Here is a 23842-nt window from a genome sequence, read left to right as displayed (position 1 = left end):
TGGCATATAAAAAACTCCTCTCGTAGGGTTAGTATTCCATACCATCTTTCAAAAGAAGTTAGTCATTTTCTTAAGTTGACATCTATGGACGTTAAACCCGCCGATATAGCCGATTTGCCGGTCAATCGTACAGAGTTTCCGGTGATTGCGGTTGTTGATACGCAGGTTGAAGATGCCGAGCGGCGAAGAGAAAAACGACCGGACTTCACCGCCGTCTTGTTTGAAGGCCGCGAAATCCTTCGCTTTCAGTTTCCAGGAGCCGACGGCGTCGTAGAGAATCCGGACCTTGACGCCACGTTTTGCCTGTTCGAAGAGGGCGTTTAACAACCGGTCGCCGAGCGGATCCCGTTTTAAGATGAAATACTGGATATTGATTTCTACTTGGGCACTTTGGATATCAGCGACCAGCGTATCAAATTTCTGGTTACCGTCGAACAACGTCCGGACATCGGTTGCTTCCGTCAACAGGGCGCCGGACGTCCGATTCGCCGCGATGAGTTTCCGGTACGGATGAAGCGGGGTTCCGGGTAAAATCGTGTCCGTCGTTTGTTCCGTCAGTAGCCGTTCCCGAGCTGCCCGTTGTTCTTCCGGGACGTGATAAAACGTCTCTTGTTTCAAAGAACGGCCAAACAGTAAGTAAATCAAAAAACCGATCACAGGTAAGAAAAATAAGATCATCAACCAGGCCCAGGTCGCACTGACATCACGCCGCTCAAAAAACAGGATGGCAATCGCCGCAACGATGTTTGCGATTAACACGATGTAGAGCAAAATCGTCAAAATTAGGGTATAGTCCATCAATACGAACACCTCGTTTTCAGAAATAGTGGTTGTGATGAGGAGGGAAACATCATGTTGTCGGAATGGATCCGGTTCATCTCGAGTATTTTGTTCATCCCGATTTCGGATGACTTGCTGGTCATCCGCCAAATCAGCAGTTGGCTGCGCGAAGACCAAGCACTCCTCCTGATTTTCCTATCGGTCTGGTCAGCTTGTTTCGTGTGTTTTAATCTGTTTTACGGCATTCCCCGGATTTTTCGTGAATTGCCTGTTTTTCAACGGTTGCTGACGAACAAACATCTGGCGAAGGCGGAAGTGATCTTACAGGAAAAAGGGACGGTCGCCATCGCGATGTCGTTTTTTCTGCCCGGTATCCGACGTCCGATTCATTATATGGCGGGCTTACTCGCCTACCCGTTTCGTCCGTATGTCCTCGTGACGTTAGCCGGAACCGGCGTCTACGGCCTGCTCTGGACGGTACTCGTCAATCGGCTTGGTGCCTATGGTTTACTAAATCGCTTTTCGGTGTGGTGGGCGACGCACGGTGGTGTTTTGCTCCTGCCGGGTCTACTCGCGCTGGGTCTCTTTTTAGTGTGGTTCTTCTGGGACCGGATTCGGGACCGGTTTGTCCGCAAGTAATGCCGTCTTGCGTAATTGCGCGAGCTTCATCACATTCAGGACTGTGACTTTTGCGACGGCGTAAAACGGAACAGCCAGCAACATCCCGAGAATGCCGGCAAGTTGTCCCGCGACAAGCAGAACGACTGTAATCGTAATCGGATGGACCTTCAGCGATTTCCCTTGGACGAGTGGAGAGATGACGTTCGCATCGAGCTGTTGGACGACCGTAATACCGATGATGACATACAATCCTTTGATCGGTTCATCTAAAAAACCAATCAGGACGGCAGGGGCTGCTCCTAAAAACGGACCGAGATACGGAATGATGTTCGTCGCAAAGATGAAGAGACCGAGCGGTAAGAAATAGGGGATATCAAGCCACCAGAGGACAAGTGTCGCGAGACTCCCGACGAACGTACAGACAATCAGTTGCGCCCGGACATAGGAGCGGATTGTTCCGTTCATGTCTTTTAAAATCAGTAAGGCTTCCGGTCGATAGGATAAGGGAATGAACTGGACGAGCGCATTGGGTAATTTTTTTCCGTCGACCAGCATGAAGACGTATAAAAAAACGGCGATGAATAACGTAAAGACGGTCGACGCAATCAATCGGATCAGCCAAACCAGCGAACCGGCAATTGAAGAAAAAACATTTCCGAGAAGTGCGGTCGCACTTTTCATCGAGCTGTCTACGGTTGAAAACTGATTGTCGAGCGAAGGGATCGACGTCCCATACTTGGCGTAGAGAGACAGCGATTGGCGGTAGAGCCGTTCAGCAAAACCGGGAACGGCATTGATGAAGGCAAAAAGTTGCTTCGTGATGAGCGGGAACAAGGTCACTAAAAACAGGATGGCGATGGCCAGCAATAACAGCAGGACGAGCAGAATGGCGATTTTACGGGAGCCGAGCCGCCGTTCGAGTGAGTCGACGATCCCGACCGACAGATAAAACAGGATTCCGGCAATGATGAATGGCGTGAAGATGGTCGTAAAGAGGATCAGTAGCGGGTAAAAAAGAAAGTCAACCTGGCGTGCCATGTAGATGATGCCGAGCATCAATAAAATGAAGAGACCGATACGAAAGGAACGATTGGAAATCAATCCGGACAATGCAATCTCCTCCCTCGAAAAATAAGTGGCATGTTGTATCCTTTCCCCGAAACTGCTGGAAATAGCGTGAAAAGTCTGAAAGATATGTGCTTTTTCACATCTAATTGTTATTTGCTTGAAAAATGGGGTAATCATAAACTAACTTCTATTTATTGGTATTTTAGCTTCATTCATCTACTAAAGGGAGGCATTATCATGGGGCTTGGAGAAGATATCAAACGGCTAAAGGATTTTGACGGTTCGACGCACATCTTGTCAGTGTACCTCAGCACGGCACCGGATAAGCGGAATCAATGGGAAACGATTTTACGGAATGAGAAAAAACGTCTTTTGACGGAGCAGGAGAATAAAAAAGATGTCGAATCGGCTTTTACGAAACTCGAACAAGCAATCAATAACGAGCGGACGAGTTTACTGCGCAGCATCGTTGCTTTTGTTTCGAGCGATGATTCATTGCATGAAGTCTATTTCCTGCAACTCGATGTGACGGATGAAATCACTTATCATCCAAAACCAAATCTCAATCAGCTCGAAGTGCTCAATCAACAGTTCCCACGAACCGGTATCGTGTTGACGAACCTTGATTCGGCAACCGTCCTTGACGTCCGGTTGGGTGAGGTCGACGCGACCCATGACTACGAACTGGATCTCGATACCGGACAATGGCGGCGTTATCAAGGACGAAGCAGCCGGAGTGGGGCTTCAAGCAGCAGTCAAACCGATGATTTCCGGGACCGGGTCGAAAAACAGGCGGAACGGTTTTACCGGGAACTGTCCGGTGAGGTCGAAAAACTGAACCGGTCGCTCGGTTGGGAACAGATCATCGTCATCGGTGAACGCTCGCAAGCGAACTTCCTCGAACAGGCGTTAACGACAAAACCAAAAGAAGTCATTCATAAAAATTTGTCGCAATCGAGCCATCAACAGATTCTTAAGCAGGTATTTTGAGTGTAAACGTCTAAAGTATAGCTTTAGACGTACATAGGGAGTGACGAAACATGTTAATGCAGCACATCACGGACCAACTGAGTCTGAAATTAATCGAACGTCAGGACGCCGATGTGCTCTACGCCTTGATCGACGCCAACCGGGAACACTTACGGGAATGGCTCGGCTGGGTCGACGGGGCGACCGGACCGGACGTATACCGGGATGAGATCATTCCGGCGTGGTTAACGGACTATGCGAACGGCAACGGATTTGCCTGCGGGATTTACTTTGAGGGCGAATTGGTCGGGACGATTGCCTTACACGAAATTAATCAGAAGTTACGCCAAACCTCGATCGGGTATTATTTGACCGGGAACGGGCGCGGGCAAGGGTTGATGACGACCGTCGTCGCTTTCATCACCAACTATTGTTTTACGACGCTCGACTTGAACCGGGTCGTCATCGAATGTGCGGTCGGCAACAACCGGAGCCGAAAGATTCCGGAACGCCTCGGGTATCAGCAGGAAGGAATCCTCCGGGATGCGGAGAAGTTATACGGGGCGTATCATGATATTGCGGTTTACGCCATGCTCGCACGGGATTGGTCATATGCCGCAATCAGGTCTGATCGGCAAGCGAGCCACCGCTCGAACTGACATGAAAGGGAGAGGGACGATGGTTAAATTTGAAAAAATGTCGGAAACGGCATACGCAGCGTATTTACCGGAAGCGATCAAGGAGTATGCACAGGAGAAGGTCAAGGCCAGGACATGGGCAGAGGTCGAAGCGGTCGATCGTTCGGCGGCGGAGTACGCCCAATTGTTACCGGACGGGATTCAAACGAAACAGCATTATCTGTTTTCCATCATTGACGATGCAGAACATCGGTCCGTCGGTATGATCTGGTTTCAAGTAAGCGAATCGACGCATGGGCGGACGGCCTTTATCTTTGATTTCAAAATCGAAGAGGGTCATCAAGGAAAAGGCTATGGACGGCAAGCGATCGAGATGCTCGAACAGATCGCACGACGGATGAACATCAAAAAAATCAAATTACATGTCTTCGCGCACAACGCCCGTGCGATTCATCTCTACGAAACGACAGGATTCATTACGACGGATTTACATATGACCAAAACATTGAACTGACAAACAAACACCTCTGCGATCCGTTTTCCGGACCAGTAGAGGTGTTTTACTGTCTTCAGCGCCATGTCTGAAGGGTATTGGCGAACTGGATATCGGTCTCGATTTCGCCGTGGATGTGCGTCGAGGTAAAGTCGTTACCGGCCAGCCAGTCTTTAAAGTCAAACTCAACCGGTTCCTGATCACCGCCAAGGGCGAACCAGACTTTCATGTCGGACGGGAAATAGGCCGACGTATGGATCGTACCTGCCCAGTGACTGTACAAGTCGGAAAAGACACCTTTATCGGAGTCGTTCAGTAGCCGGAACGCCGATTCCGCATCCTGGATCAGATGCTGGTGGGTCTTCAGTTCCATCATCCGTCGTTTCGAGTCGTCGAGATGGAAACGATTTTCGTGTTGCAATAAATCAAAGTGATTCGTACAGAGGTTCGTCTCGCGGACTTCGATGTCCCGTGCCGTGGCTTCGATGACGAATGAACGGTTCGATTGGTCGTGGACGACATAACTGAACGAACCCCGGTGCGGCATCTCTTTGACAAGTGATATCGCGTCTTCGACCGACGTACATGTCTCGAGGATGATGCGCCCGATCATGAAACTGACGAAGCCGTCTCCCGGACGACGGCGGTTGATGAAGTTATAGCCCATCGCGAGACCATGTTCGTTCATCCCGTCCATCCTTCCGGTGACGCGGGACGCTGGTCCGATAATGGCGGAACCGCCGTCCGTCGGTTGGAAGACGGACAACCGTCCGTCGTATGTCATCGGGTGATAATCGTAGTTTCGGACGAGGAAATTATCGCCGGTCATGATCGAACAGCCACTTTTCGGTCCTTCGACCCGGTAGTGACCAAAATGGAGCAACGTATCGGCGAGGGATAATTCGAGTTCGTCCTGTAAGCCGAGTAATTCGTCCCAGATGTGGGGGGCATATCGCAAAAACATCTCTTTTGTCTCGACAGGATCGACCTGAAAACGTGGAACACGAATCTTCCAATTGTCTTCGCGGTTATGAAGCAGTTCGTTCCGTTTGACGTAACGGCCTTGTTCGCGACCCAACTCGTAATGGGTCCCACGGAACTGTGTGATTTCGTTTGACACAGACTGCACAGCTTTCACTCCTTTGGTTTCTGTATGATTCTGATTATATCGAAATGGACATCGACTGTCGTAACCAAGGGCTTGGAGCAACACATTGCTCATACCAATCATGAAAAAACACTGAATAATTTGAATAAGTTACCGATAAAGGAGGTGGAGGGATGAGAAGATGAAAAATTTAACGGTACGAAAAAAGATTCAACTGTTGATCGCGACAGCGATCATCGCCATGATTTTACTGGCAAGCGCCGGGCTTTATTTCTTGAATCAGATGTCAAAGGCGTCGGAAGCGATGTATCAGGAAAATCTGTTGCCGGTCCAGGAAGTCGCTCAAATCCGGATCGATACGCGGGCACTCGACTCGTTTCTGGTCGAAATGATTCTAACGACGGATCCGAAACGCATCGAAGAATTGGGAGGCGAAATTGATACACGTCAAGCCCAAATCCGGTCGTCTCTAGATACATACGAACGTACGGCTAAGCTGACGGAACAATCAAGCAAACAATTGGCAATCTTAAAGGATAATGTACTGGCCTATGATAATGGGATGAGTATGGTTCAAGACTTTGCCTCACGAAATGAAAATGAAGATGCCTATAAGAGTTATTCAGAGAACCTGGAGCAAGTTCGGGAGAACGTCGCGAACTCGGCGAAAAGTTTGATGAAGACGATGACGAAACAAGCAAAAGACATCAATGCGTTGAACCAGCAGGAACAACAAACGGCGTTTTACATCATGCTTGGGATTTTTGTCATCGCCCTGTTATTGTTCGTAAGTCTCGCACTTTACATCACGCGTCTGATCACACAACCGATTCGTTCACTCCAAGGCTGGATGAAACAATCCGGTGAAGGTGATTTGACTGTTCGCGGCGATTACGTGTCGAAAGACGAGCTTGGTCAATTGACGACATCCTTCAACACGATGACGGAACAATTACATGGAGTCATCATCGAGATGACGGATACGTCACAACATGTCGCGACAGCATCGGACGAATTGAGTACGAATGCGGAAGCGACGACCAAAGCAACAGAAATGGTCGCTGTGACGATGGAAGAGATCGCAAGTGGTGCAAGTCAACAGTTAAACCAAGTCTCGGGTGCATCACGGACCGTTCAGGACTTGACGGCAGGCGTCAGCCAAGTCGCCGGAAACGCCCAACAGATGACGGACGCGACGAGTGACGCGATGAGTAAAGTCACCCACGGCGGACAAGTCGTCAGTCAGCTTGGTCAGCAGATGGAACGGATCAACACCGACTTCACGGAACTGGGTCAAGTCATCGTCGGCCTCGGAAACCGGTCGCAAGAAATCGGGCAGATCACGGACTCGATCACGGGCATTGCCGCACAGACGAATCTATTGGCACTGAATGCCGCCATCGAAGCGGCCCGGGCCGGTGAACAAGGACGCGGATTTGCCGTTGTCGCAGCGGAAGTCAAGACGCTTGCGGAACAGTCGGCCCTTGCTGCGAAACAAATCGAAAGCTTGATTCAAGTCATCCAGCGCGAAACGGAACAATCCGTTGTCTCGATGGAAAAGGTGACGGCACAGATGACGAACGGCATTCAAGTCGCCGGGGAAGCCAGTGCGTCGTTCAATGCGATCGAACAGTCAATCGGGGAAGTGACCGGACAGGTCGAAGAAGTCTCCGGTGCCGTTCAGGAAATGGCGGCCGGCAGTGAGCAGATTGCTGCCGTCATGCGTGAGATTCAATCAGTTACGGAAAGTACCGCTGCCGGGACGGAAAACATCTCCGCTTCGACGGAAGAACAGATGGCCTCGATGGAAGAAATTTCATCGGCTTCGCAATCGCTTGCGACGATGGCCGACGATTTAAAACGGTTATCGAGCCGCTTTCAAGTGTAAGGAGTCAGACAGGTATCCCCAGCGGATACCTGTTTTTTTATGGAAAAAGCAGGGGTTTTTAAGACGAAACCGTAATATATAGCAATAGTGAAAAGGAGGTTATCGACATGGGACCATATGAAATCATTGAAGCCATGATGTTGTTCGCTGTCGTGATTCCAATCATCGTGTTGGGCATGAAATTAAAAACGAAATCGAGAGGACGCGTCCTGACGTTTAGCCTGGCTGGTGTCATCTGTATCGCGTATGGAGCTTACCTGATGATCTATCCGTATTATCTTGATCAACGAAGTGCGAGCAATGCTGAGCAGGTCGGGACGTATCTTGAGAAGAACTATCCGGGTGAACGTTGGACGACAATGACTGTTCCTTATTGGGAAGAACAATATAAGCATCTCAATCCGTATAAAATCGACGTCGTCTTTGCCAATGAACCGGATGCCGTATATACATACGCTGTAAATGATAAAGAAAACGTGGAGTTCGTCGGATTTTCAACCAAAAATGATCAAGATAGTTTTAAGCACTTGGAGGAAAACCAGTCATCAACGGAAAAAACAGTCCCGCCTGATGGCGAAACTGTTTCAGAAGTTCAGTCAAGACGTTAACGTCTTTCCTTTTTGCGATGACATGGTCGACATCGTTTTGACAGCGAAGAAGGCGATCAAACCGAACCCGACTTTGTTCGTCAAATCGGCAAAGTTGTAGATCAGTTCACGGACGAGCTGGATTTCGACCCCCGGCGCAAACAACGTGACGGCATAGCCGATCGGATAGATGGCCCAACCGATCAGGATGAACAAGCGCATCTTCAACAGTGCATCACGAATCGGCGCCGGTTTGTTTTCAGCAGCTTTCGTGACGTTCGTAAACAGCAGATAGATGATATAAATCCAGGCGAGACAACCGATCAGATACGACCATAATCCGAGTTGTGTGAAACCGCCGGCGATGTTGATCGACGATTCCCCGATATAGCCCCCGACGATCATGATGATGTCGGCGATGATCAGTTTCGTTAACAACGAACGGCCAAGCCGACCTTTCAGACCAAGCAGCAAGGGAAACTTGACGAGCAACAGCGGCGTCGTGACGAGCCAGTCGATGTAGCGGATTTCTGTTGGGAAACCATCGATTTCCGATAACAGACCGGACGTTCCGACGGCGTCCTTCATGAAATAATAATGGATGGCAGCGACAAAGGTGACGAGTGCGGCGACGGTGGCGGTGGATCGGTATTCCGGTGCAAGGGAATTCCGTTCGACTAAAAAGTAGAGTGTCCCAGCGGCCATTCCGACGAAACCGACCCAAAACATATACTGCGTGGCAAGGACGAGTAAATTGACTTCTTCCATGAACATTCACTCCTTCATCACACAAAACACGCGCTTCTATATGTTTAGTATAGAGCGATGGACGCAAGAACAAGTTGTCTCAATCGTTAGCAAATGTGCCGATTCCTGTTCAAAAGACACAAGTTAGACGTAAATTTTGAAGCATTCAAGACGAAAAAATCCAACACAGTAACTGGAGGAATACCAATGACTTTTCCCGCTTTAGACACGACACGTTTACAGCTCATTGAGGTAATGCCCGAGCACGCGCCAGCCATTTTCCACATCTTGTCGAATGAAGACGTCACCCGCTTTTACGGGATGGATCCGTTACGTGAAACATCCGATGCCTTGAACATCATTGACTCGTTTAAACAGACGTATGACAGCGGTCAAGGAATCCGCTGGGGTATGGTCATCCGGGAAGCGGGTACGTTCATCGGGACGCTTGGTCTAAATCATCTCAGTCTGTACAGTAAAAAGGCGGAAATCGGCTTTGAGCTTGACCCTGCTCACTGGCGGTATGGCTATGCAGCAGAAGCGATTCAAGCTGTTTTGGAATATGCGTTTGAGACACTTGCATTACACCGCATGGGTGCGGTGACGTTTCTACAAAATCGAGCTTCGATCGAGCTGCTGACTCGGCTTGGATTTGAAGAAGAAGGGGTGTTGCGCGGCTATCTCTATCAGGGGGAGACGTCGCACGACGGGCGGATTTTTTCTTTATTGCAACCCGACTGGGCCATGCTGATTCAACAAGGAGACACCGGACATGTTTCGTAATTCAAATGGCAGTACCCAAGTCTGGCTGAATGATCTCGGTGTCTGTCTGTTTGTCTTGATTGGTTTGACGCTTGCGACGCATCCGGTCTCAATCACGGCATCAGGACGTTTGATGTATGATGAATCGATTTGGTTAAGTACGGATGAGTTGAGCGACTTCATCAATTTTTTCTTTCCCGTGTTCATCCTGTACTTTTTGATCGTCAATCAACTGTATCCACGCTTTTTCAAGCGACAAGCCCCCAAAAAACTTGAATAACAAAGAGGTTATATAATACAATCGTTATATAAACAGCGAAGGAGGCAAACTATGACACGACCAGTCATCTATTTTCTTTGTACAGGAAACTCATGTCGGAGCCAACTTGCGGAAGGGTTTGCGAAACAGTATTTGCCGGACTGGGACGTCTATTCAGCCGGGATTGAACAACATGGCTTGAATCCGAAAGCCGTCCGGGCGATGCAGGAACAGGACATTGATATTTCCGAGCAAACGTCCGATTTGATTGATCTGGATCTCTTAAAGCGGGCAACAATCGTCGTGACGTTGTGTGGGGATGCGCGTGATAATTGTCCTGTCATTCCTCCGCATGTCCGCCAAGAACATTGGGGATTCGATGATCCGGCACGCGCGACTGGGACGGAAGCCGAACAATGGGCTGTTTTCCAACGTGTCCGTGATCAGATCGGGGAACGAATTCAACGGTTTGCCAAAGAAGACGCAAGTAACTGAAATTGAAAGGAGGATCATCTATGATCGAGACAACGAACCGTGTCGACGAGATGAGTCAGTTCTTAAAACTGCTCAGCGATGGCACACGTCTTGAAATTTTACGACGATTGCACGTCCGGGAACATTGTGTTTGTGATTTTGTTGAGATGTTTGATATCTCACAACCCGCCGTCAGTCGCCACTTGAAACTATTACGCCAGTCGCAGATCATCCTGGAGCGGCGTGAACGGCAATGGATTCATTTTCGAATCAATCCGGATCATCCGCAGCATGACTTACTGCTGACGATTTTGAACGCAATGGAATTGCCGGCGATTCCGAACAAAAGTTGCTGAGAGGTTATTTAGCAATGGGGGACAGTTTCCCTTGCATCCCACATAACAATAAGGTTATATTATATATAACGAATTGGTTATATAAAGAGAAGGAGCTGATTGAAGATGAAGGAAATTGAGATTTATGATCCGGCGATGTGTTGCCCGACCGGTTTATGCGGACCTTCGATTGATCCGGAACTGACCCGGATGGCGACGGTCGTCCATGCCTTGAAACAACAGGGGTATCCGATTAAACGGTTTAATTTAGCGAATGAGCCGGCTGCGTTCGTCTTGAATTCATTGATCAAGGAAGCGATCACGGACGGAGTCGACATTTTGCCGATCACGCTTGTGGATGGTGCAATCGTCCGTCGCCGCGGCTACTTGTCGAATGCGGAAATCGCGGAGTTGACAGGATTAGAAGAAAAAAGTTTTGCAGTCGTTGATGGTCAAAAACCGAAAGTTCGCCTGACTCTAAAATAAGGACGTGACGAAGATGGAACCGTTAACTCTGGAAGGCCTACAATTGACCCGTTACTTGTTTTTGACCGGAAAAGGCGGCGTCGGCAAGACGTCGACCGCATCCCTTCTCGCGATCGAACTGGCGGACCTCGGGAAACACGTACTGCTTGTCTCGACGGATCCGGCAAGCAATCTCCAGGATGTCTTTAAGATGGAACTGACAGAAGAACCGGCTGCTGTTCCCGGGGTCGAGCACCTGTTCGTCGCAAACTTCGACCCGGAACAAGCGGCAGCGGATTATAAGGAAGCGGTCGTCGGACCGTACCGGGGGATTTTGCCGGATACGGCCGTCCGGTCGATGGAAGAACAATTGTCCGGTGCCTGTACCGTCGAAATCGCCGCCTTTGATCAATTTACCGGATTGTTGGCAGCACCTGACGCCAAACAGACATACGATCATATCATTTTTGATACGGCACCGACGGGACATACGTTACGCTTGCTCAGTCTGCCAAATGCTTGGAACGTCTACCTCGATGAGAACACGACCGGCACGTCTTGTCTCGGTCCGCTGGCAGGGTTGACGGAGAAGAAGTCACAGTATAAAGAAGCGACAGAGCTGCTGGCCGATCCGGCAGAGACGACCTTAATTCTGGTCGCCCGGGCGGAGTCATCCACATTGACGGAAGCAGCCCACGCCTATCAGGAACTGCGTACGCTCGGGATTCAAAATGCCCGTTTGATTGTCAACGGCATATTGCCGGTGACAACGAGTCACGATACGTATTACCAGGCCTTTTTGCATCGTCAGCAAGCAGCGCTTGCGACGTTACCGGATGTTTTTTTACGAGAAGTCCCGTTGTTTAGTTTACCTTATGCGCCAACAAGTTTGATTGGTGTCGATCAGCTCCGCAACTGGTTGACGGTAACCGAACATCCGTTGGAATCGATGAAGCGGGAGCAAATCGACGTCCCGACGTTATCTCGTTTGATTGATCAACTGGATGCAGCTGGACCAGGTGTCATCATGACGATGGGGAAAGGCGGGGTCGGAAAAACGACGATGGCCTCGATGATTGCGATTGCTTTGACGGAACGGGGACACGACGTTGTTCTGACGACGACGGACCCGGCGGCGCACCTTGAACTGACGATTGAGACGAACGCAAACCGGCATCTTGAAATCAGCCGGATTGATCCGAAGGTTGAAATTGACCGTTATACGGACCAAGTCTACGCAGCAGCGGGTGAACTGACGGATGAAGCCCACGCGTTACTCGCAGAAGACTTAAAATCGCCTTGTACAGAAGAAATTGCCGTCTTCCGCGCCTTTGGCGATACGGTTGCCCGGGCAAACGACCGATACGTCGTCATCGATACGGCACCGACGGGTCATACGTTATTGTTACTCGACGCGACGGAAAGTTACCATCAGGAAATGGAACGGGCGACCGGAGATGTACCGGAAGCGGTCAAAACGTTATTGCCGCAACTGCGTGACGCCAACCGGACGCACGTCATCATCACGACACTGGCAGAAGCGACACCCGTCTTTGAAGCCGGTCGTCTCCAGGAAGATTTACGGCGTGCCGGGATTGAGCCGATGGCCTGGATTGTTAATCAATCGTTTGCCGCGACGGCAACGCATGATCCGATTCTCGGTCATAAAGCGGAAGCGGAACGCCCTTGGTTGGAAGAAGTCGACCGATTGAGCCAACAGATGGCTGTCGTAGCCTGGCAACCCGAACCGGTTTCCGGATATCACCACCTACTCGCACTTTCGAAAGGATGAATTCTATGCAAATCACACCTGAAGCAGTCACGTACCTAAAAGAACAAGTAGAACACGAACAAGAACCCGGCATTCGTCTCTATCAAGCCGGACAAGGCTGTTGCGGACCGAGCTTCGGACTTGGATTCGGTGCCGGCGAAACCGGTGATCAAGTTAAAGACTTTGACGGATTGGCACTTGCGATTGACGGGAATTTAACGGATGTCAGTCATGGCATCACGCTTGCGCTGGAAGAGACGGACCAGGGTCCGCAAATCGTCCTCCTCGGCGCATCAAATTGTTAAACGGAAATTCGAAATTTAATACAGAAATGAAGTGAACGCATTGACCGGCACACATCTACTTGCGATCGGGATTTTCCTGATCACGTTATTTTTAATCATCAAACAACCAAAAGGTCTCGGCATCGGCTACTCCGCGATGGGGATGGCACTGATTGCCTTACTGACCGGCGTTGTCAATCTGGATGATGTCTCGACAGTCTGGGGCATCATCTGGAACGCGACGTTTACCTTCATCGCCCTGATCATCATCTCCTTGATATTGGATGAGATCGGTTTCTTTGAATGGGCAGCACTCCATATGGCACGGATCGCCAAAGGCGGCGGTGTCAAACTATTTGTGTACATGACACTGCTTGGTGCCGTCGTTGCCGCCTTGTTTGCGAATGACGGGGCTGCTTTGATTCTGACGCCGATCGTCCTCGCGATGGTCCGGCATCTGAAGTTACCGGATTATGTTGTCTTGGCGTATGTCTTTGCCTCGGGCTTCATTGCCGACACGGCAAGTCTACCGTTTGTCGTCTCAAACCTTGTCAATATCGTCTCGGCCGACTTCTTTGACATCGGCTTTACGGAATACGCCTCACGGATGGTGTTCGTCAACGTCTTTTCTGTCATCGGCAGTCTGCTTGTCTTGTATCTGTACTTCCGGAAAAGTATTCCGAAGACCTATGATGTGACACAACTCGTCGCGCCGAGTGCGGCAATCAAGGATCACCGGATGTTCAAGTTATCGTGGCTGGTGCTTGTATTGCTTGTCGTCGGCTACTTTACGAGTGACCTCATCGGGATTCCGGTCAGTTTGGTTGCCGGCGTCATCGCCTTATTCTTCCTGTTAATGGCACGTCGTTCACCGAGTGTACCGACGAAAAAAGTCATCGCCGGCGCACCATGGGCAATTGTTTTCTTCTCGCTTGGGATGTATATCGTCGTCTACGGTCTCCAAAATGCCGGATTGACGCAAGTTCTCGCCGATGTCATTGATGGTTTCGCGACGAATCTCGCGGCAGCGACGTTCGGGATGGGCTTCCTCGCCGCCATTCTGTCATCAATCATGAACAATATGCCGACCGTCATGATTGATGCGCTGGCGATTGATCTCAGTCAAGCAACCGGAACGATTCGGGAAGCCTTGATTTATGCCAACGTCATCGGATCCGATCTTGGACCAAAAATTACACCAATCGGCAGCCTGGCGACCTTACTCTGGTTGCACGTTTTGCGCTCAAAAGGTGTCAAAATCGGTTGGGGACAATACTTTAAAATTGGAACGATTCTAACGATTCCGACACTGACCATCACGTTACTCGGGTTATACATCAGCTTGTTACTTTATTGATTTTTAGGAGGAAATGCACATGAAATTATTGATCATCGGATCCGTCGCCGCCGGGACATCGGTCGGCGCAAAAGCACGCCGGAATAATGAAGACTTACAGATTACAATCTACGACCGCGATCAGGACATCTCCTATTCCGGTTGCGGGATTCCGTACTTCGTCGGCGGTGAGATTGCCGACATTGACGAATTGACACCGCGCGATGCCGCGTTCTTCAAAAAACGGTATAACATCGATATTCATACCCGGCACGAAGTCGAATCGATTGATCATGCGACGAAAACGGCGACCATCGTTAATTTAGCGACAGGCGAGCGATTGACGGATACGTACGATACCCTGGTGCTCGCGACCGGTGCGTCAAGCATCGTTCCGCCGTTCCCGGGTGTCGATCACGACAACGTCTTCACGGTCCGGAATGTCCGGAATGCCGATGCGATCCGTTCGTACATCGACGCCCATGATCCGAAAACGGCGACAATCGTCGGCGGCGGCTTCATCGGTCTTGAAATGGCCGAGCAGTTGACGTACCGCGGAATTCAGGTGACGCTTGTCGAACGTCTGCCGCAAGTCATGCCGCCGCTTGACCGTGACATGGCAGAACGGGTTGCCGATCATTTAAGAGACAAAGGGGTTTCCCTGTTACTGGGTGAATCGGTGACGGCATTCAACGGAGAGTCACGCGTCACGGAAGTTGCGCTCGAGAGCGGCAAATCGATTGAAACAGACCTCGTCATCCTGTCCGTCGGAGTTAAACCGAATACCGAACTCGCAAAACAGATTGGTGTTGAGATGGGTCAGACGGGTGCAATTGCCGTTAACCGGAAGATGCAGACGAATCTGACCGATGTTTATGCCGTCGGTGACGTCGCGGAAAGTTTCTCTGTCATTACCGGGGAAGCGATTTACCGTCCGCTTGGCTCGACCGCCAACAAGATGGGGCGGATTGCCGGTATGGTCATCACCGGAGAAGAAGCGGAACACCGCGGGATTCTTGGAACCGGTATCTTCAAAGCGTTTGATTTGACGGTCGCACAGACCGGTTTGACGGAAAAAGAAGTGCGGGAAGCCGGATATGATATCGAAGTTCTCCATAACATCAAACCGGATCGCCCGGAATACATGGGTGGAAAAGAGATGGTCATCAAAGCGATTGCTGACCGGGCAACGGGACGGGTACTCGGAGCACAGATTGTTGGTCCGCAAGGGGTCGACAAGCGGATTGATGTCCTCGCGACGGCAATCACCTTCAAAGCAAAAGCAGAGGATCTGTTCCATCTCGATCTCGCCTATGCGCCGCCATTTTCGACGACAAAGGATCCGGTTCTCTATACCGGGATGGCACTTGACAATGCGATCAAAAAAACAGCACGCTTGCTGACGCCAAATGAATTGATGGAACAGGTCGCCGGCGGCAAGTCGTTCCAAATCATCGATACGCGCTCGAAAGCCCAGTTCGAAAAAAATCATGTCGACGGCGCGATTCATATTCCGCTCGGTGAACTGCGGACACGGGCGAAGGAACTTGATCCGACGTTGCCGACGATCGTCTATTGCAACAAAGGGGTGACCGGAAACGCCGCTCAAAACGTCTTAAAAAATCTTGGATTTACGGATGTCTGTAACTTATCCGGCGGGAATAAGAATTACCAACACATCAAGAAATGTCTGGCAAACTGATTCGACAGCATGCGGGTTCTAGGGAATGACTGGTAAGAAATTACGGTTGAAAAGATCGGGGTTGACTCAAAAGTCAGCCCTATTTTTTTGTTCAATGGATAAACAGCGCGCATATCCAAACGATTATCAACTTTTTCATTCGGGGATAGTCAAAAAAAGAGAGGGGGCATGAAATGAAAAAAACGTACCTCGTACCGGTTCTTGGGTTAGCTTTGTTCGCGGCAGGATGTGGCAACTCGGACAATCAGGAAACGGAAAAAGTTGAAGAAACGACCACGACGGATGATAATTCGATGAATGATGACAGCACGATGAAGGATGATTCGTCGGGTACACAAGATCAAGATATGGTGACGGAAAATGCCGACAAGGATTACGGATTCGTCAGTCTGTCGGTCGAGGCAGACACGGCAGATATGATGGATATGGTCGACATCAGTTACGACCGGGACAATGACGGGACGGAAGCAGATTACAAAATGGACGGTGAACGGTCTCAAGGCAATGAAGCGATGAAGATCCTTGATCCGAAGCTCGACGAACTCAACATGGATGCCAATACGTCAAATGATGACGCGATTGCAGAAATCGAGAAAGTATTTGACATCAAGGATGCGACCCGGCTTGAAGTCGAGATTGAGTTTGCCAATGGTACGGAAAAAGAGTTCATGAAGTAAAAAAAGAGGTGCCAAGCGGCTCCTCTTTTTCTTTTGACAAAATATTCAAATTGACGTGTTATCATGAGATGAGAATGTAAAATTTTTCAATCGGGGGGGTGGATGATGGAAATTACTATCGGTACAACGGAAGACGGGCAATGGATCCGGGAACAGCTGATTGCCTACAATCGTCAGCATGTTCCGACGTCAGTTTATACAGAAACGGAAACCTATTGCTTTTTGGCATGGGACGAAGAGGAAGAGCTCCTTGGCGGTGTTACGGCAAGTTATATGTGGAATCATCTGCAGGTGCACTTTTTGTGGGTCGACCCGGAAAACCGAACAGGCGGTGTTGGAAAACAGTTGATGGAAAAAATCGAATCCATTGCCGAAGAGAAATCATGCAGTAAGATTCTACTCGATACGTTCAATTTTCAGGCACCGGGATTTTATGAAAAGCTCGGGTTTGAAGAGTACGGTCGCCTCGCCGATCATCCGGCGGAAGGGCAGACCCAGTACTTTTTCGTCAAGTATTTATGAGCTTTTAGCGTTGGTAATGATAGACCCAGGCTGTCATATAGGAAAAGGTTCCTGCTGTTAAGACGAGTGCAATGGCATAAAACGCAAAGTTTGGAAATACCGACATCAGCGGAACATCAAATAAAAAGCCAATCATTAATATGGGTAAAGTGATTAAAAAAGTCACATATGAGGCACGAGTTGCTTTTCCTGTAATCACTTCTTCCCGTTCATCTTGATCAGAAAACTCCGTCGTCGACGACGACCACTTGGAAAAAGAACTTTTCTGATCTGTCCGCATCCAGTAGCCGGTGATTGAAAGACCGATTGCGACCAATAAAACGGGAAGAATAATTGAAAGGTCCAGTGTCAGGTTAAAACCGGTGCCGTTGAGCGGGTCATTTTGAAAAACATTTAGTTGATCATGAATCGAACTAATGAAAACAGCTCCCAAAAAATACATACAAATGTTCAAACACGATTGAATGATGACACGTTTCATTCCGATTCCTCCTCTAGATAAAAAATCGATTCGACAGGTCGTTCGAATACCCGTGCAATTTGCATCGCGAGCAACAGAGACGGCGTGTAACTTCCTTTTTCAAGCGAGATGATCGTTTGACGCGTGACACCGATCATCTGAGCAAACTGTTCCTGTGTCCATCCGTTGCTGCTGCGCAACGATTTAACCCGATTGGTCAGCTTCATCGCAGGTCTCCTTTAATAATTGATACTTAGATTGTATAGTCTGTTTTACATTTTGTAAAGTTTATTTTACATTTCGGCGTGATGAGACTGTTATTTTTTTTAGACTATTTATCAAAAATCATCGAAACCCTTGAATTTTCGGAATATTCAACCGATAATCGGGTAACTAACACAAAACGAGGATGGTTGGCTTAGAGAGAGAAAGGAGGCGCCGATATGATGCCGGAATTGTTGCCTGATGAACGTGAACTGGAGCGAAGGATTCGAATCGTCCATACGTTGCGTAAACTCGGGAAATCCGACGAAGCCATCGCGAAATCATTATTTGTCTCCCAAGAATGGGTCCAGTCGGTCTTCGATGAAGACGATTGGCAGCATGCGCAATCATCTTAAGATGGAGCGGCAGAGTGTCGGATGACGCTCTGTTTTTTTGTTTGCTTATTTTAAAGAGTAGGCGGTCGAATTGTTTTTCGGTACACTGAGAAGGAAATCACTGGAAAGAAGGAACTTATCATGAAACAAGTCGCAATTATCGGTGCCGGCATCACCGGTCTGTATGCCGCTTGGCGTCTGCAGAAATCGGGATACGACGTGGCCATCTTTGAAGCCCGTGACCGGATTGGTGGACGGATTCTGACCAAAACGTTGTCTTACGAAGGGCAAGCGTATGCTTTTGATCTCGGACCGACCTGGTATTGGCCGGAATCGGAATCGTTGATGACGAAGCTCGTGGAGAATTTAGAACTTCCGACACTCGTCCAGGCGACGGCAGGAACGATGATGCTCGAACGATCACCGGGACAAGTGGAACAACATCAGTTACCGGACGGGCAAACGGTCTTGTCGCATCGACTGGTAAATGGAATGGAAAGTGTGCCGAATGCATTGGCCGGAAAACTTGCTCCGGATACGATTCGTCTGTCACACCGCATCACTACTATTTTGAAAAAGAAGCAGATCGAACTGACGATCGAGCATCAAGGGAGACAGATGCAACAGTCGTTTGATCATGTCCTGTTGACCGTTCCGCCCCGAATTGCTTCTCAATTCACATGGTTCCCAGAATTGCCGGAATCCGTCCATCGTCAACTGGATGAAACCCCTACCTGGATGGCCGGACAGGCGAAAGTCGTTGTCGTTTACGAAACACCGTTTTGGCGGCAAGCGGGTCGGTCCGGTTTTGCCATCAGCTGGTCAGGGGTTTTGCAGGAAGTCCATGACGCATCCCCTCTGACCGGACCCGGGGCGTTATTCGGATTTTTCCGTCTGACGGCATCAGAACGCAAGGCTTTCAGCGAAGCGGAATTAAAGCAACAAGCCGTGGCGCAGATGACCCGTTTATTCGGAGAGGAAGCCGGTCATCCGATTGCCGTTTTTTATCAGGACTGGGCAAATGAACCGGAGACCGCGACGATTGCGGATGCTGATCCATTAACAGACTTCCCCGCGTATCGACCGATTCTCCTTGATGAGCCATGGCGTGAACATGTCACGCTGCTCGGGACAGAAAGTGATTCGACATTCGGTGGACACTTGGAAGGGGCGTTGCAATCGGTGGAACGATGGCTAAGCGAGCAATCGATATAATCCAATAGGAGGGACGAGCTGTTATGACTGAAATATCATCCGTCCACCGTGCATTTGGTACATTGGGCATCTAGTATAATGAAGGAAAACTACTCGTTATTCACAAAACATGAAATTGAAGCTTTTAAAAGTTTTCGACTAACGCTTATGATTAAATTAGAAAGCCCGAACCTCTCGCGTATTCCGACTAGGATACACAAGACGTTCGGGCTTCGTTCATTACGATGTTTTTTGTTCGATGGCTTCGTCAGCCGGCTCTTGTTCCCGCCAGACGAAGGTCAAGGCGATGCCGATTGCAAGCATGACGGTCGCAAAGTAAAACGGATAGTTGAGATCGACGTCAAACAGGATTCCGCCGATGATTGGTCCGAGAATATTCCCGATACTCGTAAACATCGAGTTCATTCCGCCGACGAAACCTTGTTCATTTCCGGCGATTTTCGATAAATATGTCGTGACGGCAGGGCGCATCAAGTCGAAACCGACGAAGACGACCATCGTCACGAGAATAATCGAGAGGTAACTTGTCACATAGGTCATGACAAGCACGAGCAGGGTCGAGCCAATCAGACTGTAACGGATCAGACGAATCTCGCCGAACCGACGCGTCAGGCGTTCAAACAGTCCGACCTGAACGATGACACCGACGATCGCGCCGAGTGAAATCGCGAGCGCGATGTCTTTTGCCGTAAAGCCGAACTTCCGGTCGACGAACAGCGCAAACAGTGACTCAAACGACGCGAGTCCGAAGGAAGAAATCAGCAGGACCATAAAAGCAATGAAGTAGAGTGGTGAAAAAACTTTCCGGAACCCGGTTTTCTGTTGGACCGTCGACGTTTCATGATAGTGGCGTTCCGGTTCCCGTAACGTGAAGACGGACAAAATCATCGCGACGAGTCCAAAGGCTGCGGCGAAGAAAAATGGGACGCGGGTGCCGATGTCGGCTAAAAATCCGCCGATGCCGGGACCGATGATGAAACCGGTCGAAATCGCGGCCGACATATAACCAAGTGCTTTTGGTCGCGTTTCATTCGTCGTGATGTCGGCAATGAAGGCGGTGACGGCCGGCATGATGAAGGCGGCACTGACCCCGCCCAGAATCCGAGACGCAAACAATACTTCGACCGTCTGACCAAGACCAAACAACAGTTCCGACATGCTGAAGATGAACAGACCGATGATGATCATCGGTTTCCGACCGTATTTATCGACGGCGCGACCGGCAAGCGGCGAGAGAATCAGCTGGGCAAAGGCAAACGCCGAGACCATGTAGCCGACGGTCGAACCGGAAATAGCCAGTTCGTTCATGATCGTCGGGGTGACGGGGATGACGAGCCCGATGCCTAAAAAGGCGATGAAAAGATTGAGTAATAAGGTACCTAAGATTAATTTGTTATTTTGCATGTTACCATCCTCTGTTTCTAATTTGACTTGTTACCGGACGAGTCCCCGCCAAAAAATTGGCCAGACGGCGGTGAAACGTCGTTGATAGGCTTCGACACCGTTGTAGACGAACTCCGTCATCGTGCCTTCCGTCACCGTCAAGTAGGCAAGGGCGGCACTAGCATAATCATCTGAAAAAAGAAGCTGTTCCGTCCGGTCCCGTTCTCGTAGTAACCGAGTCAGGTGGCGGTGCAGCGAATCAAAAAACGGATTGATCAAGTCGGTCACTTCCCGTTCGAGTTTGACGGGCGGGAAGTAGGCGATTCGTAAAATGAATTTCAACTGATCGTTTTGGGTGCTTTCTTCAAGAAACCACTCAAAAAAACCTTTCAGACTCTGCTCGAGTGAAAGATGCCGGGTTGAGATGAAGTAGGTGGCAAGATGTATTTTTTGCGTGTCAAGCGCATACGTCATCGCCGAGAGAAATAATTCGTCTTTCCCCCGAAAATGGGCATAAATCGATGGTTTCTTAATGCCGACGTCTTGCGCAATCTCCTGTAGGGATGCTCCTTCATAACCATGTTGGGCAAAATGACGCAGCGCGGTGTGGAGTAATAATGTAGCTTTCATGTGTTCACCTTCCTAACGGTCGTTAGTTAACAGTCTAACGGATTAAAAACGATTGTCAAACAAAAAAAGCCAAAGGCCACGAGAGGACCTCCGCCTACACATTTCATTACTATTTTAACCAGATTATTCAGAATAATCATGTCATTGCCAAAGGCAAAACAGTTGATATTCAGAAAACCGTCCGCTATGATTGTAACTATAACGTTCTACTGTACGGTTTTAGATTGTGGAATCATTTTTGCGATTCAAATTATATTACTCGGAGGTGACCCCCTGTTTCAGGGGAATGAATTGGACATATTGTTGGTATTGAATTTGGCGTTGCTTGTATTGTTGATCGTGTTGACGGCGTTTTTCGTCGGATCGGAGTTTGCGGTCGTGAAGGTTCGGATGTCACGGCTCGATCAAATGATTCAGGAAGGAAACAAGGGGGCGGTCCTGGCAAAAAAAGTCGCCAGTGACCTGGACTACTACTTGTCAGCCTGTCAGCTCGGCATTACGATCACGGCACTGGGACTTGGGGCGCTCGGGAAGCCGACCGTCGAAAAGTTGCTTGGACCGGTCTTTGATGAGTTTGGTGTCGCAGCAGCCCTATCGACGATTCTGTCGTACACGATTGCCTTCGTGTCGGTCACATTCCTGCACGTCGTCATCGGAGAGCTCGCACCAAAGACGCTGGCGATCCAGTATGCGGAACGCATGACATTGCTCCTCGCACCAGCGCTGTATGTCTTCGGTAAAATCATGTATCCGTTTATCTGGGTGATGAACGGTTCAGCCCGTGTCTTCCTTCGTCTGTTCGGCGTTCAGCCGGCCGGGCATGAACAAGCCCATTCAGAGGAAGAGTTGAAGATCATCATGTCACAAAGTTTTAAGAGCGGTGAGATCAATCAGACGGAACTCGCTTTGATGCAAAACGTCTTTGCGTTTGACGAACATGTCACAAAGGATATCATGGTTCCCCGGATGAACGTGACGACGTTGTCGCTCAGCATGACATGGCCGGAAGTCTTACAAATCATGACGGACAATCAATACACGCGTTATCCGGTCATTGAGGATTTTGATAAGGATCATATCATCGGGTACGTCAACGTCAAGGAAGTCTTGACCGATCAAGCAAATGATACGCAACGCGATTTACGAAAGTATATGAAGGAGATTCCTGCCGTTTCTGAGATGACACCGCTTCAGGAAACGTTACTGAAGATGAAAGTGACGCGCTCCCATATCGCACTTGTCATCGATGAGTACGGTGGGACTGCCGGAATGATTGCTATGGAGGATTTGCTTGAAGAAATCGTCGGTGAAATTCGAGATGAATTCGACGAAGATGAACAAGCTGACATCGAGACGATTTCGAAGACGGAATATCGTATAGCGGGAACGGTCTTATTGTCAGACCTGGAAGAACGGTTTAATCTGTCGTTTGCTGATGCGGATGAAATCGATACGATTGGTGGATTCATCCAGGCGCAAGGGACGGATTATCAAGTTGGTGAGCGACTTGCGACGGAAACGTATGACTTGGAACTGTTGCATGTCGAAAACTATCAGATTCAGCAAGTCAAACTAGTCTTGAAACAGTTATCCTAACAAGTAAGCCGCCCCTTGAGTCAAGGGGCGGCTTTGCATCTGAATTATGAACTGAAACTGATGTCGTCAGTGTTGATTTGATCGGTTCTATCTAAATTAGGCGAGAGTACTCCCACTTCTAAACGAAGTGAAAGTGGGAGGTGAATCGCCCCCCCCCTTTCGGGTATAATACCTTTCAAGGAGGTGAAAATCATGTTGAAGCATAAGGCCTACAAATTCAGAATCTACCCGACAAAAGAGCAGAAAATCCTCATCGCGAAGACGATTGGTTGTTCGCGCTTCGTCTTCAACCACTTCTTGGCGAAGTGGGATGAGACGTATAAAGCGACAGGTAAAGGACTCTCTTACGGTTCTTGTTCGAAAGAAATCCCGATGCTGAAGCAGGAGTTCGACTGGCTGAAAGAAGTCGATAGCCATTCGCTTCAATCGAGCGTCAAACACCTGACCGATGCGTATGACCGCTTCTTCAAGAA

At 49.3% G+C, this 23842-nt stretch carries 29 protein-coding genes; 21 read left to right on the top strand and 8 right to left on the bottom strand.

The window, feature by feature from the left end:
* Positions 1 to 48: 48 nt before the first annotated feature.
* On the bottom strand, positions 49 to 798 hold the full coding sequence (locus KNQ13_RS12705) for a phospholipase D-like domain-containing protein (protein ID WP_251027448.1): 750 nt from the start codon (positions 796 to 798) through the stop codon (positions 49 to 51).
* 54 nt (positions 799 to 852) lie between these two features.
* Between KNQ13_RS12705 and KNQ13_RS12700 the strand changes: the two genes are divergently transcribed.
* Positions 853 to 1419 (top strand): DedA family protein, encoded by a 567-nt coding sequence (locus KNQ13_RS12700; protein WP_209548399.1) that lies wholly within the window; start codon positions 853 to 855, stop codon positions 1417 to 1419.
* Here KNQ13_RS12700 and KNQ13_RS12695 read toward each other — a convergent pair.
* Positions 1369 to 2511 carry an AI-2E family transporter gene (locus tag KNQ13_RS12695; protein WP_251027447.1) on the bottom strand — a complete coding sequence of 381 codons (1143 nt, stop codon included), beginning with the start codon at positions 2509 to 2511 and terminating at the stop codon, positions 1369 to 1371. The two genes, KNQ13_RS12700 and KNQ13_RS12695, sit on opposite strands and share 51 nt — an antisense overlap.
* A gap of 195 nt (positions 2512 to 2706) precedes the next feature.
* Here KNQ13_RS12695 and KNQ13_RS12690 point away from each other — a divergent pair, with 195 nt between their 5' ends.
* Genes KNQ13_RS12690 through KNQ13_RS12680 form a run of 3 tightly spaced genes read left to right on the top strand, consistent with a single transcriptional unit; the run spans position 2707 to position 4590 of the window.
* On the top strand, positions 2707 to 3459 hold the full coding sequence (locus KNQ13_RS12690) for a VLRF1 family aeRF1-type release factor (RefSeq protein WP_209548400.1): 753 nt from the start codon (positions 2707 to 2709) through the stop codon (positions 3457 to 3459).
* A 50-nt stretch (positions 3460 to 3509) separates the two neighbouring features.
* Complete coding sequence (locus tag KNQ13_RS12685; protein WP_209548401.1) at positions 3510 to 4097, top strand: GNAT family N-acetyltransferase; 588 nt, start codon at positions 3510 to 3512, stop codon at positions 4095 to 4097.
* A gap of 19 nt (positions 4098 to 4116) precedes the next feature.
* Complete coding sequence (locus KNQ13_RS12680) at positions 4117 to 4590, top strand: GNAT family N-acetyltransferase (RefSeq protein ID WP_209548402.1); 474 nt, start codon at positions 4117 to 4119, stop codon at positions 4588 to 4590.
* A gap of 55 nt (positions 4591 to 4645) precedes the next feature.
* Here the strand turns inward: KNQ13_RS12680 and KNQ13_RS12675 are convergent, their stop codons facing one another.
* Positions 4646 to 5698: a C45 family autoproteolytic acyltransferase/hydrolase gene (locus KNQ13_RS12675; RefSeq protein WP_209548403.1), complete on the bottom strand. Its 1053-nt coding sequence runs from the start codon at positions 5696 to 5698 to the stop codon at positions 4646 to 4648.
* A gap of 160 nt (positions 5699 to 5858) precedes the next feature.
* On the opposite strand from KNQ13_RS12675, the gene KNQ13_RS12670 reads away from it, so the two are divergent.
* Positions 5859 to 7565, top strand: a complete 1707-nt coding sequence (locus KNQ13_RS12670; protein ID WP_209548404.1) for a methyl-accepting chemotaxis protein — start codon at positions 5859 to 5861, stop codon at positions 7563 to 7565.
* Positions 7566 to 7672: 107 nt separating this feature from the next.
* On the top strand, positions 7673 to 8173 hold the full coding sequence (locus KNQ13_RS12665) for a hypothetical protein (protein ID WP_209548405.1): 501 nt from the start codon (positions 7673 to 7675) through the stop codon (positions 8171 to 8173).
* Here the strand turns inward: KNQ13_RS12665 and KNQ13_RS12660 are convergent.
* On the bottom strand, positions 8162 to 8920 hold the full coding sequence (locus tag KNQ13_RS12660) for a bacteriorhodopsin-like (protein WP_026831280.1): 759 nt from the start codon (positions 8918 to 8920) through the stop codon (positions 8162 to 8164). The genes KNQ13_RS12665 and KNQ13_RS12660 overlap by 12 nt on opposite strands.
* A gap of 186 nt (positions 8921 to 9106) precedes the next feature.
* On the opposite strand from KNQ13_RS12660, the gene KNQ13_RS12655 reads away from it, so the two are divergent.
* The 11 genes from KNQ13_RS12655 to KNQ13_RS12605 all read left to right on the top strand — a co-directional run bounded on the left by KNQ13_RS12655 (position 9107) and on the right by KNQ13_RS12605 (position 17486).
* Positions 9107 to 9682, top strand: coding sequence for a GNAT family N-acetyltransferase (locus tag KNQ13_RS12655; protein ID WP_209548406.1), 576 nt, complete (start codon positions 9107 to 9109; stop codon positions 9680 to 9682).
* Positions 9672 to 9941 (top strand): hypothetical protein, encoded by a 270-nt coding sequence (locus tag KNQ13_RS12650; RefSeq protein ID WP_236624434.1) that lies wholly within the window; start codon positions 9672 to 9674, stop codon positions 9939 to 9941. Before KNQ13_RS12655 ends, KNQ13_RS12650 begins: the two co-directional genes overlap by 11 nt.
* Before the next feature lie 51 nt (positions 9942 to 9992).
* The gene (gene arsC, locus KNQ13_RS12645) at positions 9993 to 10415 is read left to right on the top strand and encodes an arsenate reductase (thioredoxin) (RefSeq protein WP_026831282.1); all 423 of its coding nucleotides are present in this window, start codon (positions 9993 to 9995) and stop codon (positions 10413 to 10415) included.
* Between the two features lie 20 nt (positions 10416 to 10435).
* Complete coding sequence (locus tag KNQ13_RS12640) at positions 10436 to 10750, top strand: ArsR/SmtB family transcription factor (RefSeq protein WP_026831283.1); 315 nt, start codon at positions 10436 to 10438, stop codon at positions 10748 to 10750.
* A 105-nt stretch (positions 10751 to 10855) separates the two neighbouring features.
* Positions 10856 to 11215: an arsenite efflux transporter metallochaperone ArsD gene (arsD, locus tag KNQ13_RS12635; RefSeq protein ID WP_026831284.1), complete on the top strand. Its 360-nt coding sequence runs from the start codon at positions 10856 to 10858 to the stop codon at positions 11213 to 11215.
* Between the two features lie 13 nt (positions 11216 to 11228).
* Complete coding sequence (gene arsA / locus KNQ13_RS12630; protein ID WP_034774704.1) at positions 11229 to 12986, top strand: arsenical pump-driving ATPase; 1758 nt, start codon at positions 11229 to 11231, stop codon at positions 12984 to 12986.
* Positions 12987 to 12991: 5 nt separating this feature from the next.
* Entirely contained in the window at positions 12992 to 13270 is a 279-nt protein-coding gene (locus KNQ13_RS12625) for a hypothetical protein (RefSeq protein WP_026831286.1), read from the top strand.
* A 31-nt stretch (positions 13271 to 13301) separates the two neighbouring features.
* Complete coding sequence (locus KNQ13_RS12620; RefSeq protein WP_026831287.1) at positions 13302 to 14606, top strand: arsenic transporter; 1305 nt, start codon at positions 13302 to 13304, stop codon at positions 14604 to 14606.
* A 19-nt stretch (positions 14607 to 14625) separates the two neighbouring features.
* Positions 14626 to 16287, top strand: a complete 1662-nt coding sequence (locus KNQ13_RS12615) for an FAD-dependent oxidoreductase (protein WP_209548407.1) — start codon at positions 14626 to 14628, stop codon at positions 16285 to 16287.
* 173 nt (positions 16288 to 16460) lie between these two features.
* Positions 16461 to 16964: a YusW family protein gene (locus KNQ13_RS12610; RefSeq protein WP_051004055.1), complete on the top strand. Its 504-nt coding sequence runs from the start codon at positions 16461 to 16463 to the stop codon at positions 16962 to 16964.
* Between the two features lie 105 nt (positions 16965 to 17069).
* Positions 17070 to 17486, top strand: coding sequence for a GNAT family N-acetyltransferase (locus KNQ13_RS12605; protein WP_236624435.1), 417 nt, complete (start codon positions 17070 to 17072; stop codon positions 17484 to 17486).
* Positions 17487 to 17490: 4 nt separating this feature from the next.
* Here the strand turns inward: KNQ13_RS12605 and KNQ13_RS12600 are convergent, their stop codons facing one another.
* Together KNQ13_RS12600 and KNQ13_RS12595 are read right to left on the bottom strand one after the other, a co-directional pair.
* On the bottom strand, positions 17491 to 17967 hold the full coding sequence (locus tag KNQ13_RS12600) for a DUF2178 domain-containing protein (RefSeq protein ID WP_014970327.1): 477 nt from the start codon (positions 17965 to 17967) through the stop codon (positions 17491 to 17493).
* On the bottom strand, positions 17964 to 18173 hold the full coding sequence (locus tag KNQ13_RS12595) for a helix-turn-helix transcriptional regulator (protein WP_014970328.1): 210 nt from the start codon (positions 18171 to 18173) through the stop codon (positions 17964 to 17966). Before KNQ13_RS12595 ends, KNQ13_RS12600 begins: the two co-directional genes overlap by 4 nt.
* Positions 18174 to 18389: 216 nt before the next feature.
* On the opposite strand from KNQ13_RS12595, the gene KNQ13_RS12590 reads away from it, so the two are divergent.
* Entirely contained in the window at positions 18390 to 18566 is a 177-nt protein-coding gene (locus KNQ13_RS12590; protein ID WP_162833765.1) for a hypothetical protein, read from the top strand.
* A gap of 120 nt (positions 18567 to 18686) precedes the next feature.
* Positions 18687 to 19760 (top strand): flavin monoamine oxidase family protein, encoded by a 1074-nt coding sequence (locus KNQ13_RS12585; protein WP_034774708.1) that lies wholly within the window; start codon positions 18687 to 18689, stop codon positions 19758 to 19760.
* Positions 19761 to 19979: 219 nt separating this feature from the next.
* On the opposite strand, the gene KNQ13_RS12580 is transcribed toward KNQ13_RS12585, so the two are convergent.
* Together KNQ13_RS12580 and KNQ13_RS12575 are read right to left on the bottom strand one after the other, a co-directional pair.
* Entirely contained in the window at positions 19980 to 21164 is a 1185-nt protein-coding gene (locus tag KNQ13_RS12580; protein ID WP_026831290.1) for an MFS transporter, read from the bottom strand.
* A 30-nt stretch (positions 21165 to 21194) separates the two neighbouring features.
* Complete coding sequence (locus KNQ13_RS12575; protein ID WP_209548408.1) at positions 21195 to 21773, bottom strand: TetR/AcrR family transcriptional regulator; 579 nt, start codon at positions 21771 to 21773, stop codon at positions 21195 to 21197.
* Positions 21774 to 22064: 291 nt separating this feature from the next.
* Here KNQ13_RS12575 and KNQ13_RS12570 point away from each other — a divergent pair, with 291 nt between their 5' ends.
* Positions 22065 to 23369: a hemolysin family protein gene (locus KNQ13_RS12570; protein WP_026831292.1), complete on the top strand. Its 1305-nt coding sequence runs from the start codon at positions 22065 to 22067 to the stop codon at positions 23367 to 23369.
* Positions 23370 to 23561: 192 nt separating this feature from the next.
* Positions 23562 to 23842, top strand: a 281-nt coding sequence (locus tag KNQ13_RS12565) for a helix-turn-helix domain-containing protein (RefSeq protein WP_214773236.1), incomplete at its 3' end; no start/stop codon positions are given.

Source organism: Exiguobacterium sp. s128 (assembly GCF_018618815.1).
In the GTDB taxonomy this organism is placed as follows: Bacteria; Bacillota; Bacilli; order Exiguobacteriales; family Exiguobacteriaceae; genus Exiguobacterium_A; species Exiguobacterium_A antarcticum.
This window is presented reverse-complemented; position numbering and strand designations above follow the sequence as displayed.

Bases quoted from the DNA above. Each gene is read 5' to 3' on its own strand.
- arsC (WP_026831282.1), top strand. From the start codon at position 9,993: ATGACACGACCAGTCATCTATTTTCTTTGTACAGGAAACTCATGTCGG.
- KNQ13_RS12585 (WP_034774708.1), top strand. From the start codon at position 18,687: ATGAAACAAGTCGCAATTATCGGTGCCGGCATCACCGGTCTGTATGCC.
- KNQ13_RS12640 (WP_026831283.1), top strand. From the start codon at position 10,436: ATGATCGAGACAACGAACCGTGTCGACGAGATGAGTCAGTTCTTAAAA.
- KNQ13_RS12705 (WP_251027448.1), bottom strand. From the start codon at position 798: ATGGACTATACCCTAATTTTGACGATTTTGCTCTACATCGTGTTAATC.
- KNQ13_RS12700 (WP_209548399.1), top strand. From the start codon at position 853: ATGTTGTCGGAATGGATCCGGTTCATCTCGAGTATTTTGTTCATCCCG.
- KNQ13_RS12575 (WP_209548408.1), bottom strand. From the start codon at position 21,773: ATGAAAGCTACATTATTACTCCACACCGCGCTGCGTCATTTTGCCCAA.
- KNQ13_RS12605 (WP_236624435.1), top strand. From the start codon at position 17,070: ATGGAAATTACTATCGGTACAACGGAAGACGGGCAATGGATCCGGGAA.
- KNQ13_RS12685 (WP_209548401.1), top strand. From the start codon at position 3,510: ATGTTAATGCAGCACATCACGGACCAACTGAGTCTGAAATTAATCGAA.
- KNQ13_RS12590 (WP_162833765.1), top strand. From the start codon at position 18,390: ATGATGCCGGAATTGTTGCCTGATGAACGTGAACTGGAGCGAAGGATT.
- KNQ13_RS12610 (WP_051004055.1), top strand. From the start codon at position 16,461: ATGAAAAAAACGTACCTCGTACCGGTTCTTGGGTTAGCTTTGTTCGCG.
- KNQ13_RS12680 (WP_209548402.1), top strand. From the start codon at position 4,117: ATGGTTAAATTTGAAAAAATGTCGGAAACGGCATACGCAGCGTATTTA.
- KNQ13_RS12660 (WP_026831280.1), bottom strand. From the start codon at position 8,920: ATGGAAGAAGTCAATTTACTCGTCCTTGCCACGCAGTATATGTTTTGG.
- KNQ13_RS12625 (WP_026831286.1), top strand. From the start codon at position 12,992: ATGCAAATCACACCTGAAGCAGTCACGTACCTAAAAGAACAAGTAGAA.
- KNQ13_RS12615 (WP_209548407.1), top strand. From the start codon at position 14,626: ATGAAATTATTGATCATCGGATCCGTCGCCGCCGGGACATCGGTCGGC.
- KNQ13_RS12580 (WP_026831290.1), bottom strand. From the start codon at position 21,164: ATGCAAAATAACAAATTAATCTTAGGTACCTTATTACTCAATCTTTTC.
- KNQ13_RS12600 (WP_014970327.1), bottom strand. From the start codon at position 17,967: ATGAAACGTGTCATCATTCAATCGTGTTTGAACATTTGTATGTATTTT.
- KNQ13_RS12655 (WP_209548406.1), top strand. From the start codon at position 9,107: ATGACTTTTCCCGCTTTAGACACGACACGTTTACAGCTCATTGAGGTA.
- KNQ13_RS12650 (WP_236624434.1), top strand. From the start codon at position 9,672: ATGTTTCGTAATTCAAATGGCAGTACCCAAGTCTGGCTGAATGATCTC.
- arsA (WP_034774704.1), top strand. From the start codon at position 11,229: ATGGAACCGTTAACTCTGGAAGGCCTACAATTGACCCGTTACTTGTTT.
- KNQ13_RS12690 (WP_209548400.1), top strand. From the start codon at position 2,707: ATGGGGCTTGGAGAAGATATCAAACGGCTAAAGGATTTTGACGGTTCG.
- KNQ13_RS12665 (WP_209548405.1), top strand. From the start codon at position 7,673: ATGGGACCATATGAAATCATTGAAGCCATGATGTTGTTCGCTGTCGTG.
- arsD (WP_026831284.1), top strand. From the start codon at position 10,856: ATGAAGGAAATTGAGATTTATGATCCGGCGATGTGTTGCCCGACCGGT.
- KNQ13_RS12670 (WP_209548404.1), top strand. From the start codon at position 5,859: ATGAAAAATTTAACGGTACGAAAAAAGATTCAACTGTTGATCGCGACA.
- KNQ13_RS12595 (WP_014970328.1), bottom strand. From the start codon at position 18,173: ATGAAGCTGACCAATCGGGTTAAATCGTTGCGCAGCAGCAACGGATGG.